Below are 19,922 nucleotides of genomic sequence, written 5' to 3' on the forward strand. Positions count from 1 at the left end.
GAGTACGGCCCGCCCGGCGTCGTGGGCGGTGGACGGCCGGTCGTCCGCGCTCAGACCAGGTAGCGGCTGATCGCGTCGATCACACAGGCCGGCTTGGCCGAGTCGGCGATCTCGACGGTGATCCGGGTGGTCACCTGGATGCCGCCGGCGATGTCGGCGACCGCCACGATCTCCGCGCCGCCGCGCACCCGGGAGCCGACCGGGACCGGCGCCGGGAAGCGCACCTTGTCCACGCCGTAGTTCACCCCCATCGAGATGTTGCGCACCTCGACGATCTGCGGCAGGAACAGGTTGGACAGCGCCATGGTCAGGTAACCGTGGGCGATCGGCGCGCCGAACGGGCCCTCCTTCGCCTTCTCCACGTCCACGTGGATCCACTGGTGGTCGCCGGTCGCGTCGGCGAACAGGTTGATCCGCTCCTGGGTGATCTCCAGCCACTCGCTGTGGCCGAGGTGCTTGCCCACCGAGTCCTTGATCTGCTGGAGGTCGGTGAAGACGGTGGCCGCCATGTGCGCTCCCGATCGTTTCTGATGGTCTGTCAGATCAGCTCTCCCGGGTATACCAGACCGGCCCGCCCGAGACGATCAGGCGGTCGGGATCCAGGCCACCTGACGCACGTCGGCGAGCCGGTCCACCGAGATGCCCGCCGCCGAGACGGTCCACAGGTCGGTCCCGATCACCAGCGAGCGCTGGATGTTCGCGCCCGGGTGGGTGACCCGACCCACCTCGACGATCGAAGAGCCCCGGATCCGCAACACCAGTGCGTACGCGCCGGCGCTCGGGTACTTCTCACCCGGGGCGATCTGCGGCTGCGCCGCGCGGTAGGAGTCGTTCACCGGCACCACCACGGTGCCGTCCTTGGCCCAGTACAGGAACGCGTGCGCGTTCTGCTCGGCCTGCGAGTTCGCGCCCGGCAGCGCGTACTGCGCGATCCGGGTCGGATCGGCCAGGGTGCTCACGTCGAACAACGACACCTGGGTGCCCAGACGCCGGCCGCCGTCGGTGGCGTCCTGGCCGACGCCGATCAGCCGGCCGTCGGCGATCGGGTGCAGGTAGGCCGAGTAGCCGTTGATCTTGAGCTCGCCGACCGTCCTGGGGTTGCGCGGGTCGCCCAGGTCGAGCGTGTACAGCGGGTCGGTCTGCCGGAAGGTCACCACGTAGGCGAGCGGGCCGACGAAGCGCACGGCCATGATGCGTTCGGTCCGGCCCAGGCCGCCCACCCGGCCGATCGGGGTCAGCCGGTCGCCGCTGCGGGCCAGCACGGTGACCACCGACTCGGTGCCGGTGCGCGGTGCGATCGGCGGCGACACGTCCCGCGGCGGGCCGGGGGTGGCCTCGGTGGGATCGCTCGGGGCGATCGCGCCGCGCGGCGCGGTGTCCGGGACGGCCTGTCCCGACGCGGCGCTGCCCGGGGCGCTGCCGCGGGTCGTCTCGTTGCGGGGGAGGCCGCCGGGCACGGTCCCGGGAATCGTCGGGTCGCCGGGCTGGAGCGTGGTGGCCACGCGCAGGTTGCCCGCGTGCTCGGACATCGCGTACTCGTTGACCATCGCCCCCGAGACCGCGCCGGTGCCGACCAGCTTCGGCGTGCCCTTGCCGGAGATGTCGAGCTGGTTGATCGTGGTCGTCGTGTTCGGTGGTCCGCCGCCGATCACCTTCGCGTCCTTGGACACGGTGCGCCGCATGACGGTGGTCGCCAGGTAGAGGTTGGACTCCGAGGCGTACACGTTGTCCACGTCGGCGGCGACCGTCACCGGATCGCCCTTGTCCAGGTCGCGGCTCAGGTCGAAGGACAACACGCTCAGCGTCGCGGCGCCGGTGTGCCCGGGTTCGCCGGGCTTGGCCTGCGGCCGGCTGACCCGGTCGCAGCCGACCAGATTGCCGGAATCGGTCCGGCCGTTCGCGGCCAGGGTGAACTGCGGCAGCCAGTCCGCGGCGGTCGAGCGCTGGACCAGGTCCTTGGCCTTGCCCGGTGACGTGGCCGAGGACAGGGACAGGCGAGGCCGCGAGCGCACCACGATCCGCGCGGTACTGCCGATCTGCCGCCCGTCCGTGTAGCTGCCGTCCACCGACAGGTCGCCGATCACCCGGGGCGCGGCGGTCAGATCCACCAGCACGAAGCGGGCCCGGCTGTCCGGGAGCAGACGTGAGGAACCGCCCGGATCGACCGGGATCGGCGCCATCTTGCCCGAACCCCCCTTGCTCTTGGGCAGGTTCGAGGAGCCGCCCAGGATCAGCAGGGCCCGATCGCCGAACAGCAGCAGATCGCTCGCCCGCGCGCCCGGCACCTCCAGCGTGCCGGAGACCCGGTGGGTCGCGGCGTCCACCACGCTCAGCCGGCCGTCGGCCACGGTCAGCACCCGACGCCCGTCGGTCTTGACCAGGTCGGGCTCGTCGACGCCCCGCTCCTGGGTGTTGGTGGTCGAGTGCTCCGGCGCGGTGGGCGCCGCCTTGTCCTCGGCCAGCCCCGGAGGGGCCGCCGCCCTGGGCGCGGCGGCCGGTGCCTCGCCGGCGTCCGCCATCGCCCCGGGCGGAATCCCGTCGGACTTCGTGGTGTCGGGGGACTTCCGGTCGGCCAGGGTGCGCAGCGCCGCCGCCCGGAAGTCGTCGACCAGTGCGCCGCACGAGTCGAACGCGGTGAGCCGCATCGTCTCGTCGGACGCGGCGGCCGTGCGGACCGGATCCGGCTTCGAGTCGCCGCCGGAGGAGGTGCAACCGCTGACGACGAGTCCCGCCGTCAGCACGAATATCGGCAGGGCCGCGGCCCCGCGCGTGGAACGGTCGTGGATTCGCATGGCCATCCGACGCAGCACACTCCGGCACGGTTCCCGGACCCGGAACGGGGCAGGTTTGCCCTCGGCCGATCGCGGTCGTGAAGGGGGAACCTCGATGAAACCGTGGCCCGGACACCCGTTTCCGCTGGGTGCCTCCTACGACGGAACGGGCGTCAACTTCGCCCTGTACAGCGACGTCGCCGACGCCGTCGACCTGTGCCTGATCGACGACGACCGCGCCGAGGAACGGGTGCCGCTACGCGAGGTGGACGGCGGCATCTGGCACGGCTACCTGCCCGGACTGCAACCCGGGCGGCGCTACGGCTACCGCGTGCACGGCCCGTGGGACCCCGGCCGGGGCCTGCGCTGCAATGCGAACAAGCTGCTCCTGGACCCGTACGGCAAAGCCTTCGACGGCGATATCCGCTGGGGCCAACCGGTGTTCGGGTACACCTTCGGCGACCCGGAGCGGATGGACGAGAGCGACTCGGCGCCGCACACCACGACTTCGGTGGTGGTCAACCCGTACTTCGACTGGGGCGACGACCACCGGCCCGGGCACGAGTACCACGACACGGTGATCTACGAGGCGCACGTGCGCGGGTCGACGATGCGCCATCCGGACATCCCGGCGGAGATCCGCGGCACCTACGCGGGCCTGGCCCACCCGGCGATGATCGATCACTTCCGCTCGCTGGGGGTCACCGCGGTCGAGCTGATGCCGGTGCACCAGTTCGTCGACGACGGCCACCTGGTCGCCCGGGGGTTGGCCAACCACTGGGGCTACAACACGATCGGCTTCTTCGCGCCGCACGCCGCCTACTCCTCGACCGGCTCGCTGGGGCAGCAGGTGCAGGAGTTCCGCTACCTGGTGAAGTGCCTGCACCAGGCCGGTATCGAGGTGATCCTGGACGTGGTCTACAACCACACCGCGGAGGGCAACCACCTGGGTCCGACGCTTTCCCTGCGCGGAATCGACAACGGCGCCTACTACCGGCTCTCCGAACAGGATCCGCGCCACTACTGGGACACCACCGGCACCGGCAACTCGCTGCGCATGTCGCACCCGCACGTGCTCCAGATGATCATGGACTCGCTGCGCTACTGGGTCACCGAGATGCACGTCGACGGCTTCCGCTTCGACCTCGCGGCGGCGCTGGCCCGGCAGTTCTACGAGGTGGACAAGCTCTCCGCGTTCTTCGACCTGGTCCAGCAGGACCCGGTGGTCAGCCGGGTCAAGCTGATCGCCGAGCCGTGGGACGTCGGCGACCAGGGCTACCAGGTGGGCAACTTCCCGCCGCTGTGGACGGAGTGGAACGGCCGGTACCGGGACACCGTGCGCGACCTGTGGCGCGGTGTGCCGGGCGTGCTTCCGGACTTCGCCGCCCGGCTCACCGGATCCGGCGACATGTATCGCCACGACGGCCGGCGGCCGACCGCGTCGGTCAACTTCGTCACCGCGCACGACGGCTTCACGCTGCACGACCTGGTCTCCTACGAGCACAAGCACAACGAGGCCAACGGTGAGGACGGCCGGGACGGGGAGGAGCACAACCGGTCCTGGAACTGCGGCGTGGAGGGCGAGAGCACCGACATCGAGATCCTCGCGCTGCGCGAGAAGACCAAGCGCAATCTGGTCGCGACGCTGCTGTTGTCCCAGGGGGTGCCGATGTTGCTGTACGGGGACGAGATCGCCCGCACCCAGCGCGGCAACAACAACGCGTACTGCCAGGACAACGAGGTCTCCTGGGTCGACTGGGAACGCGGCCGGGAGCACTGGGTGTTCCTGGAATGGGTGCAACTGTTGATCCGGCTGCGCCGCGAGCATCCGGTGTTTCGCCGCCGGCGCTTCCCGCGCGGGGCGTCGGTGGACGAGGTCAGGCCGGCCGACATCGTGTGGTTCGGGCCCGGCGGGCGGCCGATGACCGAGGCGGACTGGCAGGCCGGATTCAACAAGGCGATCTCGGTCTTCTTCGACGGCGACGCGATCGGCGAACCCGGCCCGCGCGGCGAACCGATCCGGGACGATTCGTTCTTCCTGCTGATCAACGCGCACGAGGGGGACCTGGACTTCACCCTGCCGCCCGCCGAGTACGGCGCGGCGTGGGCAACGGTGCTGGACAGCGCGATGGTGCTGCTCGATCGGGACCGACCCGCGGCCAAGGCGGGCACTTCCGTACTCCTGGAGGCGCACTCGTTGCGGCTGCTGCGCCGGCTGTTCTGAGGCTCCGCCCGGTGTCGGAGCGGCCGTCGACCACGAGTGCCGTTGTTCCGGGGCGGGGCACACTCATCCCTGCGGCGGTTGTCTAGGGGTTGGGCCAAGGGTTATCCCTGATGGACCACGGTGCCTCGACGGCGCATGCTGTACGAAGCCGTGTGCACAGCGAGAGGAGCCGCGCATGCACCCGAACTCCGGTCCTCATCCACCCCATTGGTACGGTATGCCCGCGCATATGCGGGTCGGCGACGCGGATCGCGAACGTACGATCGAACACTTGAAGTTTGCCTACGGCGAAGGCAGGTTGAACGCCGACGAGTTCGAGGAGCGGGTGGCCGCGGCGCTGGCCGGGCGCACCCGGGCGGACCTGGAGGCGCTGCTCGACGATCTGCTGATGCCGATGACGGGGCCGCCGCCGATGCCGATGCACCGCGTGATGCCCGGACCGCCGATGCCGCCGCCGTGGTGGTTGGATCGGCCCGTCGCGAAGTACGAGCGGCTGCGTCCGGGGCGGGAGCGGGGCTGGGGCGCGGCGGCGCACTGGAGCGGTTTCTGTGCGCCCGTGATCGGTCCGTACGTGATCCGCAAGACGGCGGGCGCCGACTCGGAGTTCGTCCGGGACAACGCCAAGGCGGCGCTGAACTTCCAGCTCACCTGCCTGCTCTCGTTCGTGCTGGCGCCGATCCTGGGCCTGCTCGGCGACTTCGGCGGCCTGCTGATCGGCCTGATGTTCTCGTCGATCGCGGTCTGCGCCATCCTCGGCGGGGCCCGGGCGGCCGGCGGCGACGTGATGCGCTACCCGATCAGCCTGCGTCCGATCAAATGAGTCGGTCCCCGGCGGGGGGCTCGGCGAAGGCTCTTACGCCCCGGCCGGGTTGGCGCGACGGGTGGGGCGACTGCTGCGGCTGAGTCGGCTCGGGCGGGTCCAGAGCAGGAGTTCGCCGCCGGGCGGGGAGACCACTCCGCCGTGCGCCGGGTCACCCGCGAACCAGACGTCGCCGCCGTCGCACTTGTGCAGGTGCCACCAGCGGTGCGACATGGACACCACGGTCAGTGCGTACTGCGTGCCGTCGCCCGCGCGGTGGCCGATCACCAGCGGCGGTCCCCACGCCCCGTCGCCGTCGGCCGGATCGCGGAAGCGGCACGAGCAGGTCACCCACGGATGGCGGGCCAGCGTGCGGCGCATCCGGCGGCCCAGGACCAGCGCGCCGATCCCGATCACCAGGGCCACCAGGCCGACCACGAGCGGGACCGTGCCCCAGCCGCCCCAGGCGGCGTCGCCGCCGTCCTCGGCCGTGGACAAAATCGCGAACCAGGTCCCCGTGCAGGCCAGACCGATCACCGTGGTCACGGCGGCGCGCAGCCGATACACCCGCAATGCCCGAGCCGTCGCGTGCAAGGAGAGAGCCACGTCCTCCCGCTGCTCGCTACCCATGGCAGCACCCTAAGCAGGCGCGGGCGGCAATGGTGAACCGGTGCGTGTCGGGCGTGCCCACCATGGGTGCGCACCGCGCCGCCGGCGCACCGGGGCCGATACCCGTTGGGGGTAATGGCCGCGGTGCGCGCGACGAGTGCTCAGTAGGTCAGGCCGTGCCCGAACCCGAACACCGGGTCGGTGCCGTCCTGCGGCACGTCCGAGCGCTGGGCGCGCACGTCGGCCATCGAGCGCGGCAGCTCGAACGGCAACCTGCCCTCGGGCCGCACCCGACCGAACAGCGCGTCCAGCAACGGCGCGTCGGCGCAGCCGTAGTTCGCCACGAGCGCGGCCGACCCGGCGGCGATCTCCGGGATCACCGCCGGGCGTTCCAGGTAGATGTCCACCACGGTGGGCACCGTCGCGCACAGGTCCAGGATCGGGGTCAGCTCGGCCTCGGGGAACTCCAGCGAACCCGCGTGGAAGAACTGCTCGAAGGCGCCCTCACGAGGCTCGAACGGGGTCTTGATCCGCACGATCGCGACGTCCGCCTCCTCGGGAGTGGCCACCACCGTGCCGTATCGGGCGGCCACCTCGGGGTCGATGCCCCGGACGTGGACGCGCGTGCCCTCGCCCAGCGGCAGCACCGACTCGTTCTTGAGCACCGTGACCGACCTGCTCTGCGCGCGCAGCCCGGCTGCGATGCCGGCGTCCGTGCCGACCAGCTCGACGGCGGCGGCCGGGTCCACGAACGGGTGGTCGAACAGACCCAGGACGAACTTCTCCCGGAGCAGACGCCGGACCGACAGGTCCAACCGCTCCTCGGTGAGCCGACCCGCCCGCACCAGCGCGACGACCTGCTCGGGGATGTGCTCGCCGCCGAACTGGTCGCAGCCCGCCTCGATCACCCGCGACACCCGATCCGGCACGGACAGGTCCTCGACCCCCCAGGCCCGCGCGGGCATGGGCCGGCCCATGATGTTCGCGTCGGAGATCAGGCCCCAGTCGGTGCACACGATGCCGTCGAAGCCCAACCGTTCGCGCAACAGGCCGGTGATGACGCCCTTGTTGAAGCCGAACGCGACGGCCTCGTGCTCGGTGTCGATCGGCATGCCGTAGTAGGGCATCATCTGCGAGGTCCCGGCCGCGAGCGCCTTCTTGAACGGCTCCAGGTGGTAGTCGAAGTTGTCGCCGGGATAGACCTGCTCGCGTCCGTACGCGAAGTGCGGGTCCTCGCCGTCGAGCTGCGGGCCGCCACCGGGGAAGTGCTTGGTCATGCAGGCCACCGACTCGGTGTTCAGCGTCTCGCCCTGCGCGCCGCGGATGTAGGCGGCCACCAGCTTGCCGGTCAGCTCGGCGTCCTCGCCGAAGGTGCCGCTGATCCGCGACCAGCGCGGTTCGGTGGCGAGGTCGATCTGCGGGTGCAGCGCGAGCCGGATGCCGACCGCGAGGTATTCACGGCGCATCAGGTCGGCGAACTCGCGGACCGACTCCTCGTCGCCGATCGCGGCCAGGCCGAGCGTCTCGGGATATTGCGAGAAGCCCTCGGCGTACGCGGCGGTGCCGGGGTTGTCGGTGAAGTGGTGCCGGGGGTCGGTGGAGAGCGTGATCGGGATGCCCAGCCGGGTCTCCAGCGCCAGCTCCTGGATCCGGTTGTGCCACTGCGCGATGTGCTCGGGCCGACCGCCGCCGACCAGGTTGAAGTGGTTCATCCCCTTCTCGGCGATCATCTCCCGCACGGTGAAGTCGAACGGCAACAAATCCTTGTCGTCCGGCAGCGTGCCCTCGGGGCCCATGACCGCGATGGTCTGGAACATCAGACCGGCCTTCTCCTCGACCGTCATCCGGCCGAGCAGGTCCGCGACCCGTTCCTCGATCGACAACGATGCGTCCTCGTAGGGGCAGGTCGCGGCGCGGAACCGGCTGCGCGCGGTGATCTCGGTCATGGATCCTCCGTAAAAACCTAGTGGTCAGTAGGTTTTCTAACACGAGGCGACCCTTCGGCGCCGGCGCGATCGGCGTGCGACTTCGAAGTCGTTTGTTCACCTCGTGGTCGTTCCGCCGCCGGCCGGCCCGCACGGGGGAGCGCGAACGCTCCGTACAATGGGCCGAATGCGCGCCGGGGGCACGGCGTGGTCGCGGGCGTGTCGCCGTGACGGCGTGGCCGACGATGCGAAGCGGATCACCCACCTATGGGGTCCGGCCCATCGGCGCATCGGGCGCATACACACATGGGTACGAGGGGCGGACGCAGGTTGGACACCGTGCGGGGCTTGCTCGACTCGCTGCGGGATTTCCTCGACCACGGCGCGTGGACGCACTGGCCGCTCCCGGTCTCGGTGGCGATCTTCACCGTGGTCTGCGCGCTGAGCGTGGCCGCGCTCGTCCCCAAGTCGTTGTTCGCGCCGATCGCGGGTGCACTGTTCGGCGCGATCGGCGGCACGGTGGTGACCCTGGTCGGAGCCACCCTGGGCGCGCTGATCAGCCTCTACCTGGGCCGCCGGCTGGGCCGGGAGCGGATCGGCGGCTGGCTGCACAAGCGTGAGGCGCTGGCCGTGCTCGATCGCCGACTCTCCCGAGACGGCCTGGTGCCGATCACGATCCTGCGGATGATCCCGGTGATCCCCTCCTCGGTGGTCAGCTACGGCGCGGCGGCGACCAGGATCCGCACCGGCCACTTCCTGCTCGGCACCGCGCTGGGCATGTTGCCGATGACGATGGTCCAGTGCGCGGCGGGAGCCTCGGTACGCAGCGGCCTGTCCACGCCGGTCGTGGTCAGCGTGTTCGTCGGCTGCGTCGCGCTCGCACTGGGCATGGTCGCGGTGCGCCGGCGCGGCGAGCCGGCGGATTCGGCGCCGGGCGAGTCGGCGGCGCCGGTGCCCGCACAGGGGTCGGAGACGCCCCGGCCGTCGGTCGCGCCACAGGCCGCGCCCGCCCCGAAGTCGTCCGCCGCACCGCGCTCGCCCGTCGCCCTGCAGGTGTCGGACGCCCCGCGGGCCCGGGACACGGGCGAATAGACCACCGGCCGCCCGCAGGTCAAGGCCGCCGGCACCCGGCGGGTCCGACGGGAGTTCGAGGACCCGCCTAATCTGGACGCATGCGGGCCGAAGTGGGGGAGCACGGGGAGCCGGTGGAGCAGCCGGCAAGCACGCGGGCACGGATCGTCGGCGTGGACGTCGCCCGCGCCCTCGCCATCCTGGGCATGTTCGCCTCACACGTCGGCCCCGACCCCTACGACGGCGGCGTGGACACCCTGGTTCAGGGCGTCTCCGGCCGTGCCTCCGCGCTGTTCGCGTTCCTGGCCGGCGTCTCGCTGGTGCTGATGTCCGGCCGGGCACCGCTGCGTGGTCGCAGTCGGCGCACCTCGGCCGTCGTGGTCCGGGTGCTGATCAGGGCCGTGTTGTTGATCCCGCTCGGCATGTGGCTGGCCGATCTGGACACCGGCGTGCTGGTCATCCTCGCCTTCTACGGCCTCTACTTCCTGCTCGCCTGGCCCGCGCTGTGGCTGGACACCCGCGCGCTGGTGCTGCTCGCGGCGGGCTGGGCCCTGCTCGGGCCGATCGCCTCGTACCTGCTGCGCAGGAGCGGCGGCACCGGCGACGTTCGCTACGCGGCACCCGGCTTCGACGACTGGCAGGGCCCGGGTCACCTGTTCGAGACGCTGTTCCTGACCGGCAGCTACCCGGCGATCACCTGGCTGCCGTTCGTCTTCGCCGGGATGGCGGTCGGCCGGCTGCGACTTGCCGACCTGCGGGTCCAGCGCGCGTTCGTCGGGATCGGTACCGGGCTGGCCGTGCTCGGGTACGGCGGGTCCTGGCTCGTGGTCGAGGTGTTCACCGGCGACCGACTCGCCCGCGACGCGGAGCCGTCCGGCGTGTTCGACCTGATCCACAGCCGGGTCGGCTCGGTCCCGGTGTCCGATCCCGCGTGGTTGACCGTCGCCGAGGGCCACACCGGCACGCCGTTCGAGATCGTCGGCGCGATCGGCGTGGCCCTGGCCCTGCTCGGCCTGACCCTGCTGGCCTGCCGCGCCTGGATCGGCCGGATCGTGCTCGACCCGCTGATCTGCGTCGGGGCGATGGCGCTCACCGTGTACACCGCCCACCTGATCGTGATCGAGCGCTGGTTCCCGCTCGACGCCGCGCAGAGCTGGAAGCGGCTGCTCGGCTTCGCCGTCACCGCGCTGCTGTTGTGCTGGATCTGGCGGCACGTGTTGCGCAAGGGCCCGATGGAGGCGGCCCTGCACGTGCTCTCCGCGTTCCCCGCCCGCTGGGTGCGCGGGTCGACCCGGCCGGCCGAGTCGACCCGGCCGCAGGGGGGTGGGCCGACCTCGGCGGGCTCGATGGTGCACGAGTCGGATCGGTAGTACCCGGCTCGGATCGGCGATGCCCGGGGTATCGGGCCGCGGCCCCGGTCAGCCCAGCAACCCCTGGGCCCTCGCGCGGGCGAGCCAGCCGGGGTACTCGTTCGTCATCATCTCGTAGAGCTGTCCGTCCGGGACGTTCGCCGGATCCTGCACCGAGAAGAAGTCGGCGTTGTCGAGGTAACGGCCGGTCAGGTCGTCCAACTCCTCCAGGAACGAGAAGCCGCCCGGCCGGCCGAGCCCCATGAACTGCCAGAAGATCGGCTCGAAGCTGGAGTAGGTCATCTGCTCGCGCGTCGCATCGCGGGAGGTGGTCTGGCCGTCGGTGATGAACATGACGTAGACGGGCAGGTCGTTGGCGAGCGGCTGGTGCCGCGGCCCGCTGCCGCCGAAGTAGTGCTCGCGGACCAGCCGCATGGCGCCGGCGTAGTCGGTCGAGCCCTCCAGCCCCGGGTTCTTGCGGATCCGCTCGGCCCAGCCCTGGTACTCGCCCAGCCCGAGTTGGCCGATCGCGTGGCCGCGGGAGCCGAACAGGAACACGTCCACGGCCGCGTTGTCGTCGAAGCGCAGGCCGAGCGAGAGCACCCGCTCCGCGAGCGCCTGCACCTTGCCGCGCTTGAACAGCGACTGCATCGAGTACGAGATGTCCAGGCACAGGGCGACCCGCGCGGTGTGCTCGCCGAGGCCGCGCTTCTCCAGGCTCACGGCGGCCTGCTTGGTCAGGTTGAGCAACTGCGGGTGCCCCTCCCGGGCGAGCCGCTTCTCCATGTCGACCAGATTCTGCTTCTTCAGGCTGACCGCGGGTGCCGCGGGCGGCGGCGTGCTCGGCCTGGCGGGCGCCGGCGCGCTCGGGGCGCTCGGCGTGCTTGCCGCGCTCGGCGCGTCGTCGGCGGCGACCTCGATGCCGAAGTCGGTGGCCAGGCCGGTCAGCCCGGACGCGTACCCCTGGCCGACCGCGCGGAACTTCCAGGCCCCGCCGCGCAGATAGAACTCGCCGAACAGGAACGCCGTCTCGGTGGACGCCTCGTCGATGTCGAATTCGGCGATCGGACCGCCCTGCGCGGACACCACGTGCAGGGCCAGCCCCGGCACCTGCCCGAACGTGCCGCCGTCGGCGGACGCGCCGATCACCACCCGCTCGACGTCCGCCGGCATCGCGGCCAGGTTCACCCGGATCGTGTCGGTGACGAAGCCGTCGGCGGCGGGCCGCTTACCGTCGTGCCGGACCGCGCCGGCGGCGTCCGAGGGCTGGTTGTAGAAGACGAAATCCGCCTCTGTGCGCACCTTCCCGGCGGCGTTCAGCAGCAGCGCCGAGGCGTCCACGTCGGGGGCACCCGCCGCGCGCCAGGTCAGGACCGCCCGAAGCTCGGCAGTCGGTACCGGAGTGTTCCCGCCCTTGCTTATCTTCGCCATGCCGCCCATCTTGCCCTTCTCGGGCAACGAAGGTGGGCGGGCGCCCGGCCCGGCCGCCGGGACCAGGCTTCGCACGCACGAACGAGCGGGTCTCGTCGGTGTCTTCGGCGCGGTCGGGGCGGGCCCCGGTGCGCGCGGGCGCATGGGGCCCGGGCGTGCCGTGCCCGCCGCCGGGTGTGCCCGTGTCCGCGACCGTGCCGCGCGGTCAGGCGCCGGTGAGTGCCGGTGCCCGCTCGTCCGGCACCGCGACCGGCCGCGCGTCGGTGGTGGTCGCCGCGAGGGTGAGCGGCATGGTCGTGATGGGGCTCGGCCGCCTTGGGGCCAAGATGACGACGGGGACGGTTCGTGGCGCCCGGCCGGCGAGGGTGCTCGCGGTGTGGGCGGCGTGGGCGAGGGGGACGATGCACAGGGCGGCGGTGACGGCGATCAGGGCGCCGGTGGTGGGTGCGCCGAACGCGCCGAGGGCGGTCAGGCCGACGATCGGGCCGCAGGCGGCGCCGAAGGTGTTGGCCGACATGGCCGGCCCGCTCCACCGGCCGCGCTCGTCCAGCGTGCCGGCCACGCCCAGGACGTAGGTGGTGACCGCCTGGCAGGAGGCGTTCCAGCCGAGCAGCCCCACCGCGTACAGCACCAGCCCGCCACGCGGCGCGCAGGTCACTGCCAACACCGCCATCGCCCCCGCGGCCACCGCCGTGATCAGCGGGACGGTCTTGGTCCGACCCCGCCCCGTCCACGTGGCCACCACGACCCCGAGCACCCCGGCCAACAGGCACCCGGCGCACAACACGCTCACCGTCTTCGCGGACAGCCCCACCCGATCGGTGCCCACCCCGGAGGCGATCGCCCACAGCGCGTTCATCGCCACCGACCGCACCCCGAACGCGGTGGTCAACAACAACCCGGCGCGCCGATGGGGCGCCGGCCCGACCGCCGCCGAAGCATCGGCCGGAGCCGCCGCCGGCAGATGACGCACCATCGGCAACGCGCCCAGACCGACCGTCGCCATCAATCCCACGGTGGCGAGTCGACCACCACCGAGCAGCGGCACCAGGGCGTACAGCCCGGTCCCGGACAGCGCCACCACCAACATCGCGATGCCGGACGTCCGGCCCGGATCACGGGTGCCGGCCATCGCGGCCGTGGCCACGGTCAGCGCCATCCCGCTGCCCGCGCCGCCGACGATCGCGCCCGCGACGGCGAGCCACGTATTGCCGGTGATCGCCGCGAGGGCGAAGCCGCCGACCATCAGGAGCAGCCCGATCCGGGCCTGTCGTAGGCGCCCCGTGCCGCCCGCCGCGCGGGTGACGGCCGCACCCGCGAGCGCGGAGCCGAGCAGGGCGGCGGTGCCGATCGCGCCGGCGGCGGTGCCGGACAGGCCCAGGCCGGTGCGGACGGCGTCGAGGAAGGCGGGCAGCAGGTTGGCCATCAGGAAGCCGGCCGAGGCCAGGATCGAGATGGCCGCGACGGCGGAGCCGGACCGGGCCGCGCGGGCGCGCGCGGGCAGGGTGAAGACGAACACGTGAAGCTCGGTTTCCGAACGGGCCGCCGGCGGCAGGCGCGGGCGCCGCCACGAGGCGGGCCGGCGAGCGCGGCGAGGCAGGGGAGCGCGGCCGGCCGAGGGCCCGTCGTGGGGACGAACGGGGCGCTTCGGCGCGGTGGGGTGCTCTGGGTGCGTGCGCGGCCGTGCCCGAGGAAGGACGTACGAGCCGCGCGTGGGGCGACCGGCGGCGAAGGGCACGGTCGCGGGGGCCGCAGCGGGCGGCCGAGGCGGAAGGGGGGTGTTACACGGGCGTCCTGGCAGGAAGGCGGGGCGAGGGAGGGTCTGCGAGGCCCGGTGAGGTCGGCGTCCGACGCGACTCGCCCGGGGTACGGCAAGCCCGTACGCGCGGACGCGGCCGGCTCGGCGCGCTCAGAGTGACATCCTGGGCGGCGCGATGTCCAGGTTCATTGGTTTGGAATCCGTCACAGGTGGGTATGGCGCGCGAGTCACCCGCATCGGGCATCTCGACGCGGTGCCGATCAGGACCCGGCCATGGGGCGGGCAGAGGGCGGCCCGAAGCGGTCGGACACGGCCGTTTTGCAGCAGGACTCGATCTCGCTCCCATCCTGTGTTAGTCTGAAGCCTGTTGCAGTTGTGGTTCGCATCATCTTCTGAGTGCGCCTGTAGAGCTGTTCACTACAGGTGCATTTTGCATTTCGGTAGCTTCCGAAATGAGGGCGAAAAACGCGGCGACGCCCGGATTCACGAAGTGTGGATTCGTTCATCGGCCCACATGTAGGGAGAAAAATATGGCTACCGGAACCGTGAAGTGGTTCAACTCGGAAAAGGGCTTCGGCTTCATCGCGCAGGACGGTGGCGGCGACGACGTCTTCGCCCACTTCTCCGCGATTCAGGGCAACGGCTACCGTGAGCTCGTCGAGGGCGAAGCCGTCGAATTCGACGTCGTGCAGGGCCAGAAGGGCCTCCAGGCGGAGAACATCAACCGCCTCTGATCTTCACCGATCAGCACGACCGAGGGCCGGTGCCGCACTTGTGCGGCGCCGGCCCTCGGCGTTTTCCGGACGGCGTTCCTGCCGCGGTACGTCCGGGACGGCGGGTCAGGTCGTCTTCGCCAGGCCCGGTGAGCCCTCGCCGAGCGCCGCCAGCTCCTCCTCGACCCGACGCGCGTGTGCCTGCTCGTCCTCCCGCGCCTTGCGCGGACTCCAGCGGCCGGCCATCACGAACACGCACGGGATGAACAGCGCCTGACACGCCAGGGTCAGCCACCACCAGCGCATCCACTCGTCGCTCGCGCGATCCTTGGCCTTCTGTACCTCCTCGCCGTGGTCGATCAGGACCCCCAGCGACTTCTGCTTCTGTTCGACCAGATTCAGCTTGGCCAGGTCACCGCCGGCCAGTTGCAACGCCTTGATCTGCAACTCGACCGGGATCGACGCGCGGTCGGGGAACCGGGACATTCGGATGAACAGCTCCGGATCCTTTTGCACCAACTCCAGCGCGGGACCCGCGTCCGCCTGCGCCGCGACCACCTCCTCGCCGTGGTTCACCAGCGGCGTCGCCGACGTGACGATCACCGGCGTGAACACCGCCGACACCGACACCACGATCCGAATGATCCAGCCCCACACCGCCAACCCGGTCGCGGTGGCCGCGGGGTTGTGCTTCTCGACGGTCTCGGTGTACCCGGCCATCCACGGCGCGTAGGTCAGTCCGCTGCACACGCCGATGCCGACCAGGAGCCACGCGAACGTGTAGTAGTCCGTGTCCGGCTTGTCGGTGGTCAGCGCGAACAGGAACGTGAACACCACCGTGCCGACGCCGCCCACGATCATGAACGGCTTGCGCACCCGGGTCAGGTCGGAGGCGATGCCGACCACGACGAGGGCGATCGCGTTGGCGCCCCAGTACCAGTTGGCGAGCGCGTTGGTGCGCTGTTCGGAGTAGCCGTAGACGGTCGAGTAGTAGACGACCAGGTTGCCGACGACCGTGTAGTAGAACATCAGGTGCAGGCTGATCCCGAGCGCGGGCGCGAGGATGTCCAGCCGCATCATCTGCCGCCAGTGGCTCTTCTGCGCGGCCTCCACGTCCAGGCCGCGGGCCCTGGCCTCGATCAGCGCCTTGTCCCGCAGCGAGACCATGAGTTGATCGCGCAGCGCCGGGGACAACTCGCGCAGCCCGAACAGCGCGATCACGAACACGACCAGGCCGGCGATGCCCGCGTACCGGAACTCGTCCTGCCAACTGCTGGTGTCCAGCGTGTTGCTGCTGACCGTGGTGACCACCAGGCTGCCGACGATCGGCCCCAGCGTCCAGAAGCCCATCGCGCCCGCTCGACCCACCTGCGGTGAGAAGTCGCGGATCAGCGCGGGCGTGGCGACCAGGGCCATGCCCTCGACGATGTTGACCAGCGCCATGAAGAACAGGAACCAGCCCTTGCTCTGCGCGTTGGGCAACGCGAACAGCACGAGCACGCCGGTCAGCGCCAGGCCGTACACGACCAGGTTGGCTCGACCCCACCGGTCGGCGAGGCCGGCCAGCAGCGAGGCGAACGCGCCGACCGCGTTGCCGACGACCGAGATCATCGTCGCGTACATGAAGGTCATGCCGTACTCGTGCATCAGCAGCGTGGAGACCGCGTACTGGATGTACAGCTCGTAGTAGAGGATCACCGAGCCGATGACCACGATGGACAGGTAGAAGATCCGCGCGCCGTTGGTCGGGTAGCGGTCCAATCGGCGGTGCCACAGGCCGCGGAGCAATGCGGGCAACGGGCCGGGAGGCGCCGCCGGCGAAGGCTCGGGATCGCTCGCGGCCGGTGGGCCCGGTGGGGACGTGGTGGAAGACATGCGGCCTCCTCGACGAGCGTGGGTCTATCGAGGTACAGGGGGTGTTGGGGAAACACGGCCGTGCGAAATACGTCGGACCGGGGGGAAGGGACGACCCCCCGGGCCCACGCGTGGAGTGACCTTAGTACCGGCCGGTAGCGCGCTACCAGAGCGAACGCCAAGAAATGGAACGGGTTTCGATTTCGATCGCGGGCAAGGGCTGTACCTGGGCGGATGCGGGCGGTCGAACGCGCGGGCCGGTCAAGGCCGTTCCGCAAAGACCCGACCGGCGCGGTCCGTGCCGGCCCGCGAGTCCGGGCGGGCGATTTCCGGGAAAGGCGACCGTCGGATCCCGGCGACGGTCGTTGTTGCCGAAATCCGGAGATCGATTGGGAAACACTTGCGCACCCGGTTCGGGCCCGCGTGGGTGCCGTCGCGTTCTACCGTGGACCCACCGTTATCGCCCGATGCAAGGGGTATCGCGTGGAATCGATCTCGGTGGACCTGCTGAGCGGGCTTGCCGCGGGAGCCGGCGGCGACGCCGGCCGTCTGGCCTGGACGCGCCTCGTGGAACTGGTGCGGACCCCGCTGCCGCCCGAGGCGGAGCGGCCCGAGGGCGAGCCGGGCGCGATACCGCCGGCGGCGGGGTCGCCGCGTGCGGCCGGGGCGTCCGTACCGCGTCGCCCGGCGCCGATACCCACGGGCGAGTTGGAGTTGACCCTGCTCGGGCACGAGACGCCGGGTGGGCTGCGGGCCTACACCCGGGCCTACGCGCTGGCCGGCGCACTGTCGCTGCGGGCCGAACGGGATCCGGACTTCGCCCGGTCGATCGACCGGTGGTACGCGGACGCGCGGCGGATCGGGACGGCCGGGGACGGGACGGGGGACGGTGGGCCGGGCGCGGGCGGCTGTTGCCGTGCGGGAGCGGGTGGGCACGACGTGATCGTGCGTGGGGAGGGCGTGGCGGCCTGGGAGGGTCCGGACGGGCCGTTTCGGGTCGGGGCGGTGGGGCCGCATCCGGTTGCTCCGCCGGGTGGCTCGGCGGCGGAGGGGGAGGGCGAGGGCGGTCCGGGGGAGTCCGGGGAATCGGGCGGCTCGGGTGACCCGGGGGACTCGGGTGGTGGGCGCGACGGATCGTGCTGAGGCGGGTGCGGGGCTGGGTGAACTCCGGGTGCCGGCTCAGGTCTTCGCGTGTCGGCGGCGGACCGGGGCGCCGCGGACCTGGGTCGGTCGGCGGGCGGGATCCGGATCGGGATCGGGATCGGAGCCGGCCTCGGGTCGGTGCTCGGGCCGTGGGCGGGGTTCCGCCGTGCTCGGGTCGAGGATGAACCGCATCCGGGTCAGGTGCGCCCGGGCGGTTTCCAGGCCCCGATTCGCCGGGCCCGGCACCCGTTCGCGCATCGCCACGACGGCGGGTCCCAGCCGTACCGACTCCTGGGCGTCCGGGACCCGCAGCCATACCTTGAGCGCGTTGTCGGCGGCGGCGATCGTACTCGGGTGGTGCGGGCCGACCGCCTCGGCGCCGCGCTCGGCGACCTGGCAGTAGATCAGTACCGCGTCCGCGACCCGGCCGAGTCCGGCGCTCACGAACGCCAACATGGCCTGGGCGTCCAGCGTTCCGGGGTGGGCCGGTCCGACCAACCTCTCCATGTGCATGCCGAGTTCGGCGGCCTTCTGCCACGCCTCCATGCCGCGCCCGGTGTCCGCCGCGTGCCGGATGGCGGCCAATTCGTTCCAGTACGTGGGCAGTACGTCCGCCGGGCGGATCAACGCGCCCGCCGCCGACGCGCCCTGCGACAACGCCCGCCGGGCGGGGGCGGGCGGCACGGCCCGGCCGCGCACCGGCATCGACATCGGCCGGCCCGGGCCGATCCCTCGGTTCGGCGCGAGAGCCGGCGGCAGTTGGGTGGGACTCGTGGTCGGCGGACGACGCGCGGGAGTGGGGGTCAGCGCACTCGCGTCGCTCGTCTGGATCCGCACGGTTATCCGCGGCGGCAGCGGCGGGGGCGGCGGCTCGGGGTGCGGGCGCGGCGCGGCGCCGGCCGGCCGGCGATCGGGTTCGGACCCGGTCGTGGTGCGGGCGGCGAGGCGGTTCGTCGGGCGGGTCGCCGCTTTGGGCGCGGCAGGGTCGGCGCGGCGGTCCGTCGGCCCGGGGAACTCCGGTTCGCGGTCGATCAGCACGGACTTGGTGGCCGGGCGCGGCTTGCCTCGCCCGGCCGGGGCGCCGCCACGACCGGTCGCCGACGGTGTGCCGTCCTTGCGGGCGGGCGGGGTCGGCAGGCTGCCCGGCCGGGCGGCGCCGGCCCGGAGGGCCTCGCGCAGGCTGGTACCGGGCACTTCGGGCTCGTCGTCCGGCCCGGAGGTGAGTACGGAACGGACCAGGCCCAAGGCGCGTCGGCCGACGCCGGCTTCGTCGCGGGGGCGGGCCGGCGGGTGGGCCTCGGGTTCGGTACGTGGGGCGTCGGGCGTCGGGCGCCGCTCGGGGGGCTCGGGGTCGGCCCCGCCGCCGACCACGCCGGACCCGCGCAGCCCCGAGCGCTGCGCCGGGGTCATGCCGTTGGGGGGCACCGCGGACAGCGCCGAGATTCCGGTCCCGGTGGCGCCGTTGCCGCGCGGGGTGACCGCCTTGAGCCGCCGAACGGCCGTGCGCAGGGTCGGCGGGCGGGCCTCGGGGGAGCAGTTGGCCAGCGCCAGCGAGCCGGCGGACGGCGCGAATTCGATGGTGTCCGGGGCCAGTCGGGCCCGCTCGGCGAGCAGCGGATGGATCTCCTCGGCCGGTACCGGGTCGGGCAACTCGGGAAAGCCCTGCGCGAGCGCGGTCACCAGTGCCCGGGTGAACGGATGCGGCGGACCCTTGACGTCCGGCGGGTTCAGGACGCCCCACAGCGGGATGCCCCGGCACAATTCGTGCGCCCGTTCGCGGGCCGCCTCCCAGGACTCCCGCCCCGCCGTCAGATCGCAGATCACCAGGGTGTTCTCGGCCGGCCGAGGACCCAGCAGCTCGACCACCCAGGACCACGGAAGCCCGTCGTAGCGCACCGAGCCGGGCGTCGAATCTCGCAGGCCCAGGTGCAGTTCGCGGCGTCTGCGATCGAACAGGAGGCGCCCGGTCAGGTAGACGATCACCGGTCCGTCCACCGAGCCGGCGGCCTGAAGGTAGGCCCGGACCGCGTGCGGCTGCACCGCGTCCGGCAACTGCACCACGTCGGCGGCGGCGTCCGGAAAGAGCTGATGAGGTGTCAGGGCCGACATCGCGACCAGGTTGCTCCCGTTGTCCGACTGTCGTCCCCGCCCGCCGGATCTACCACCCTCCACCAGCAGCAACTGCCCGCGCTCCGACGGGATTCGGATGACCCGCCCACCACGTTCGGTCATGTGTGCCTCCCCGGCCGAGCCCATTCGGGTGGACCACCCCGC

Annotated in this window: 14 protein-coding genes; 6 read left to right on the forward strand and 8 right to left on the reverse strand. The window is 71.9% G+C overall.

Translation table 11 applies throughout. The features are described from left to right. Window positions 1–50: 50 nt before the first annotated feature. Window positions 51–509: a MaoC family dehydratase gene (locus ACFXMF_RS09510; RefSeq protein ID WP_360314466.1), complete on the reverse strand. Its 459-nt coding sequence runs from the start codon at window positions 507–509 to the stop codon at window positions 51–53. A gap of 75 nt (window positions 510–584) precedes the next feature. Beyond that, window positions 585–2,798, reverse strand: coding sequence for a beta-propeller domain-containing protein (locus tag ACFXMF_RS09515; protein WP_379991413.1), 2,214 nt, complete (start codon window positions 2,796–2,798; stop codon window positions 585–587). An 88-nt stretch (window positions 2,799–2,886) separates the two neighbouring features. On the opposite strand from ACFXMF_RS09515, the gene glgX reads away from it, so the two are divergent. Together glgX and ACFXMF_RS09525 are read left to right on the forward strand one after the other, a co-directional pair. After that, window positions 2,887–4,995 (forward strand): glycogen debranching protein GlgX, encoded by a 2,109-nt coding sequence (gene glgX / locus ACFXMF_RS09520; protein ID WP_360314470.1) that lies wholly within the window; start codon window positions 2,887–2,889, stop codon window positions 4,993–4,995. A 229-nt stretch (window positions 4,996–5,224) separates the two neighbouring features. Continuing rightward, complete coding sequence (locus ACFXMF_RS09525) at window positions 5,225–5,815, forward strand: DUF1707 and DUF4870 domain-containing protein (protein ID WP_379991414.1); 591 nt, start codon at window positions 5,225–5,227, stop codon at window positions 5,813–5,815. Window positions 5,816–5,848: 33 nt separating this feature from the next. Here the strand turns inward: ACFXMF_RS09525 and ACFXMF_RS09530 are convergent, their stop codons facing one another. Further along, a complete protein-coding gene (locus ACFXMF_RS09530; protein ID WP_360314473.1) occupies window positions 5,849–6,424 on the reverse strand; it encodes a hypothetical protein in 576 nt (191 codons plus the stop codon). A 140-nt stretch (window positions 6,425–6,564) separates the two neighbouring features. Beyond that, window positions 6,565–8,349 (reverse strand): glycoside hydrolase family 3 protein, encoded by a 1,785-nt coding sequence (locus tag ACFXMF_RS09535; RefSeq protein ID WP_379991415.1) that lies wholly within the window; start codon window positions 8,347–8,349, stop codon window positions 6,565–6,567. Between the two features lie 285 nt (window positions 8,350–8,634). Here ACFXMF_RS09535 and ACFXMF_RS09540 point away from each other — a divergent pair, with 285 nt between their 5' ends. Then, window positions 8,635–9,420, forward strand: a complete 786-nt coding sequence (locus ACFXMF_RS09540) for a TVP38/TMEM64 family protein (protein WP_380020594.1) — start codon at window positions 8,635–8,637, stop codon at window positions 9,418–9,420. Window positions 9,421–9,500: 80 nt separating this feature from the next. Beyond that, window positions 9,501–10,769 (forward strand): DUF418 domain-containing protein, encoded by a 1,269-nt coding sequence (locus ACFXMF_RS09545; RefSeq protein WP_379991417.1) that lies wholly within the window; start codon window positions 9,501–9,503, stop codon window positions 10,767–10,769. Window positions 10,770–10,817: 48 nt separating this feature from the next. Here the strand turns inward: ACFXMF_RS09545 and ACFXMF_RS09550 are convergent, their stop codons facing one another. After that, complete coding sequence (locus tag ACFXMF_RS09550; protein ID WP_360314481.1) at window positions 10,818–12,179, reverse strand: VWA domain-containing protein; 1,362 nt, start codon at window positions 12,177–12,179, stop codon at window positions 10,818–10,820. 205 nt (window positions 12,180–12,384) lie between these two features. Next, window positions 12,385–13,698, reverse strand: coding sequence for an MFS transporter (locus tag ACFXMF_RS09555; RefSeq protein ID WP_379991418.1), 1,314 nt, complete (start codon window positions 13,696–13,698; stop codon window positions 12,385–12,387). Between the two features lie 770 nt (window positions 13,699–14,468). Between ACFXMF_RS09555 and ACFXMF_RS09560 the strand changes: the two genes are divergently transcribed. Then, complete coding sequence (locus ACFXMF_RS09560; RefSeq protein ID WP_020555278.1) at window positions 14,469–14,672, forward strand: cold-shock protein; 204 nt, start codon at window positions 14,469–14,471, stop codon at window positions 14,670–14,672. A gap of 105 nt (window positions 14,673–14,777) precedes the next feature. Here the strand turns inward: ACFXMF_RS09560 and ACFXMF_RS09565 are convergent, their stop codons facing one another. Beyond that, a complete protein-coding gene (locus tag ACFXMF_RS09565) occupies window positions 14,778–16,526 on the reverse strand; it encodes an MFS transporter (protein ID WP_379992686.1) in 1,749 nt (582 codons plus the stop codon). A 462-nt stretch (window positions 16,527–16,988) separates the two neighbouring features. Between ACFXMF_RS09565 and ACFXMF_RS09570 the strand changes: the two genes are divergently transcribed. Continuing rightward, window positions 16,989–17,648, forward strand: coding sequence for a hypothetical protein (locus tag ACFXMF_RS09570; protein WP_379992687.1), 660 nt, complete (start codon window positions 16,989–16,991; stop codon window positions 17,646–17,648). A 36-nt stretch (window positions 17,649–17,684) separates the two neighbouring features. Here the strand turns inward: ACFXMF_RS09570 and ACFXMF_RS09575 are convergent, their stop codons facing one another. After that, a complete protein-coding gene (locus ACFXMF_RS09575; protein ID WP_380018101.1) occupies window positions 17,685–19,880 on the reverse strand; it encodes a hypothetical protein in 2,196 nt (731 codons plus the stop codon). Window positions 19,881–19,922: the final 42 nt, after the last annotated feature.

The organism is Embleya sp. NPDC059213, from assembly GCF_042754445.1.
Taxonomy (GTDB): Bacteria; Actinomycetota; Actinomycetes; order Streptomycetales; family Streptomycetaceae; genus Embleya.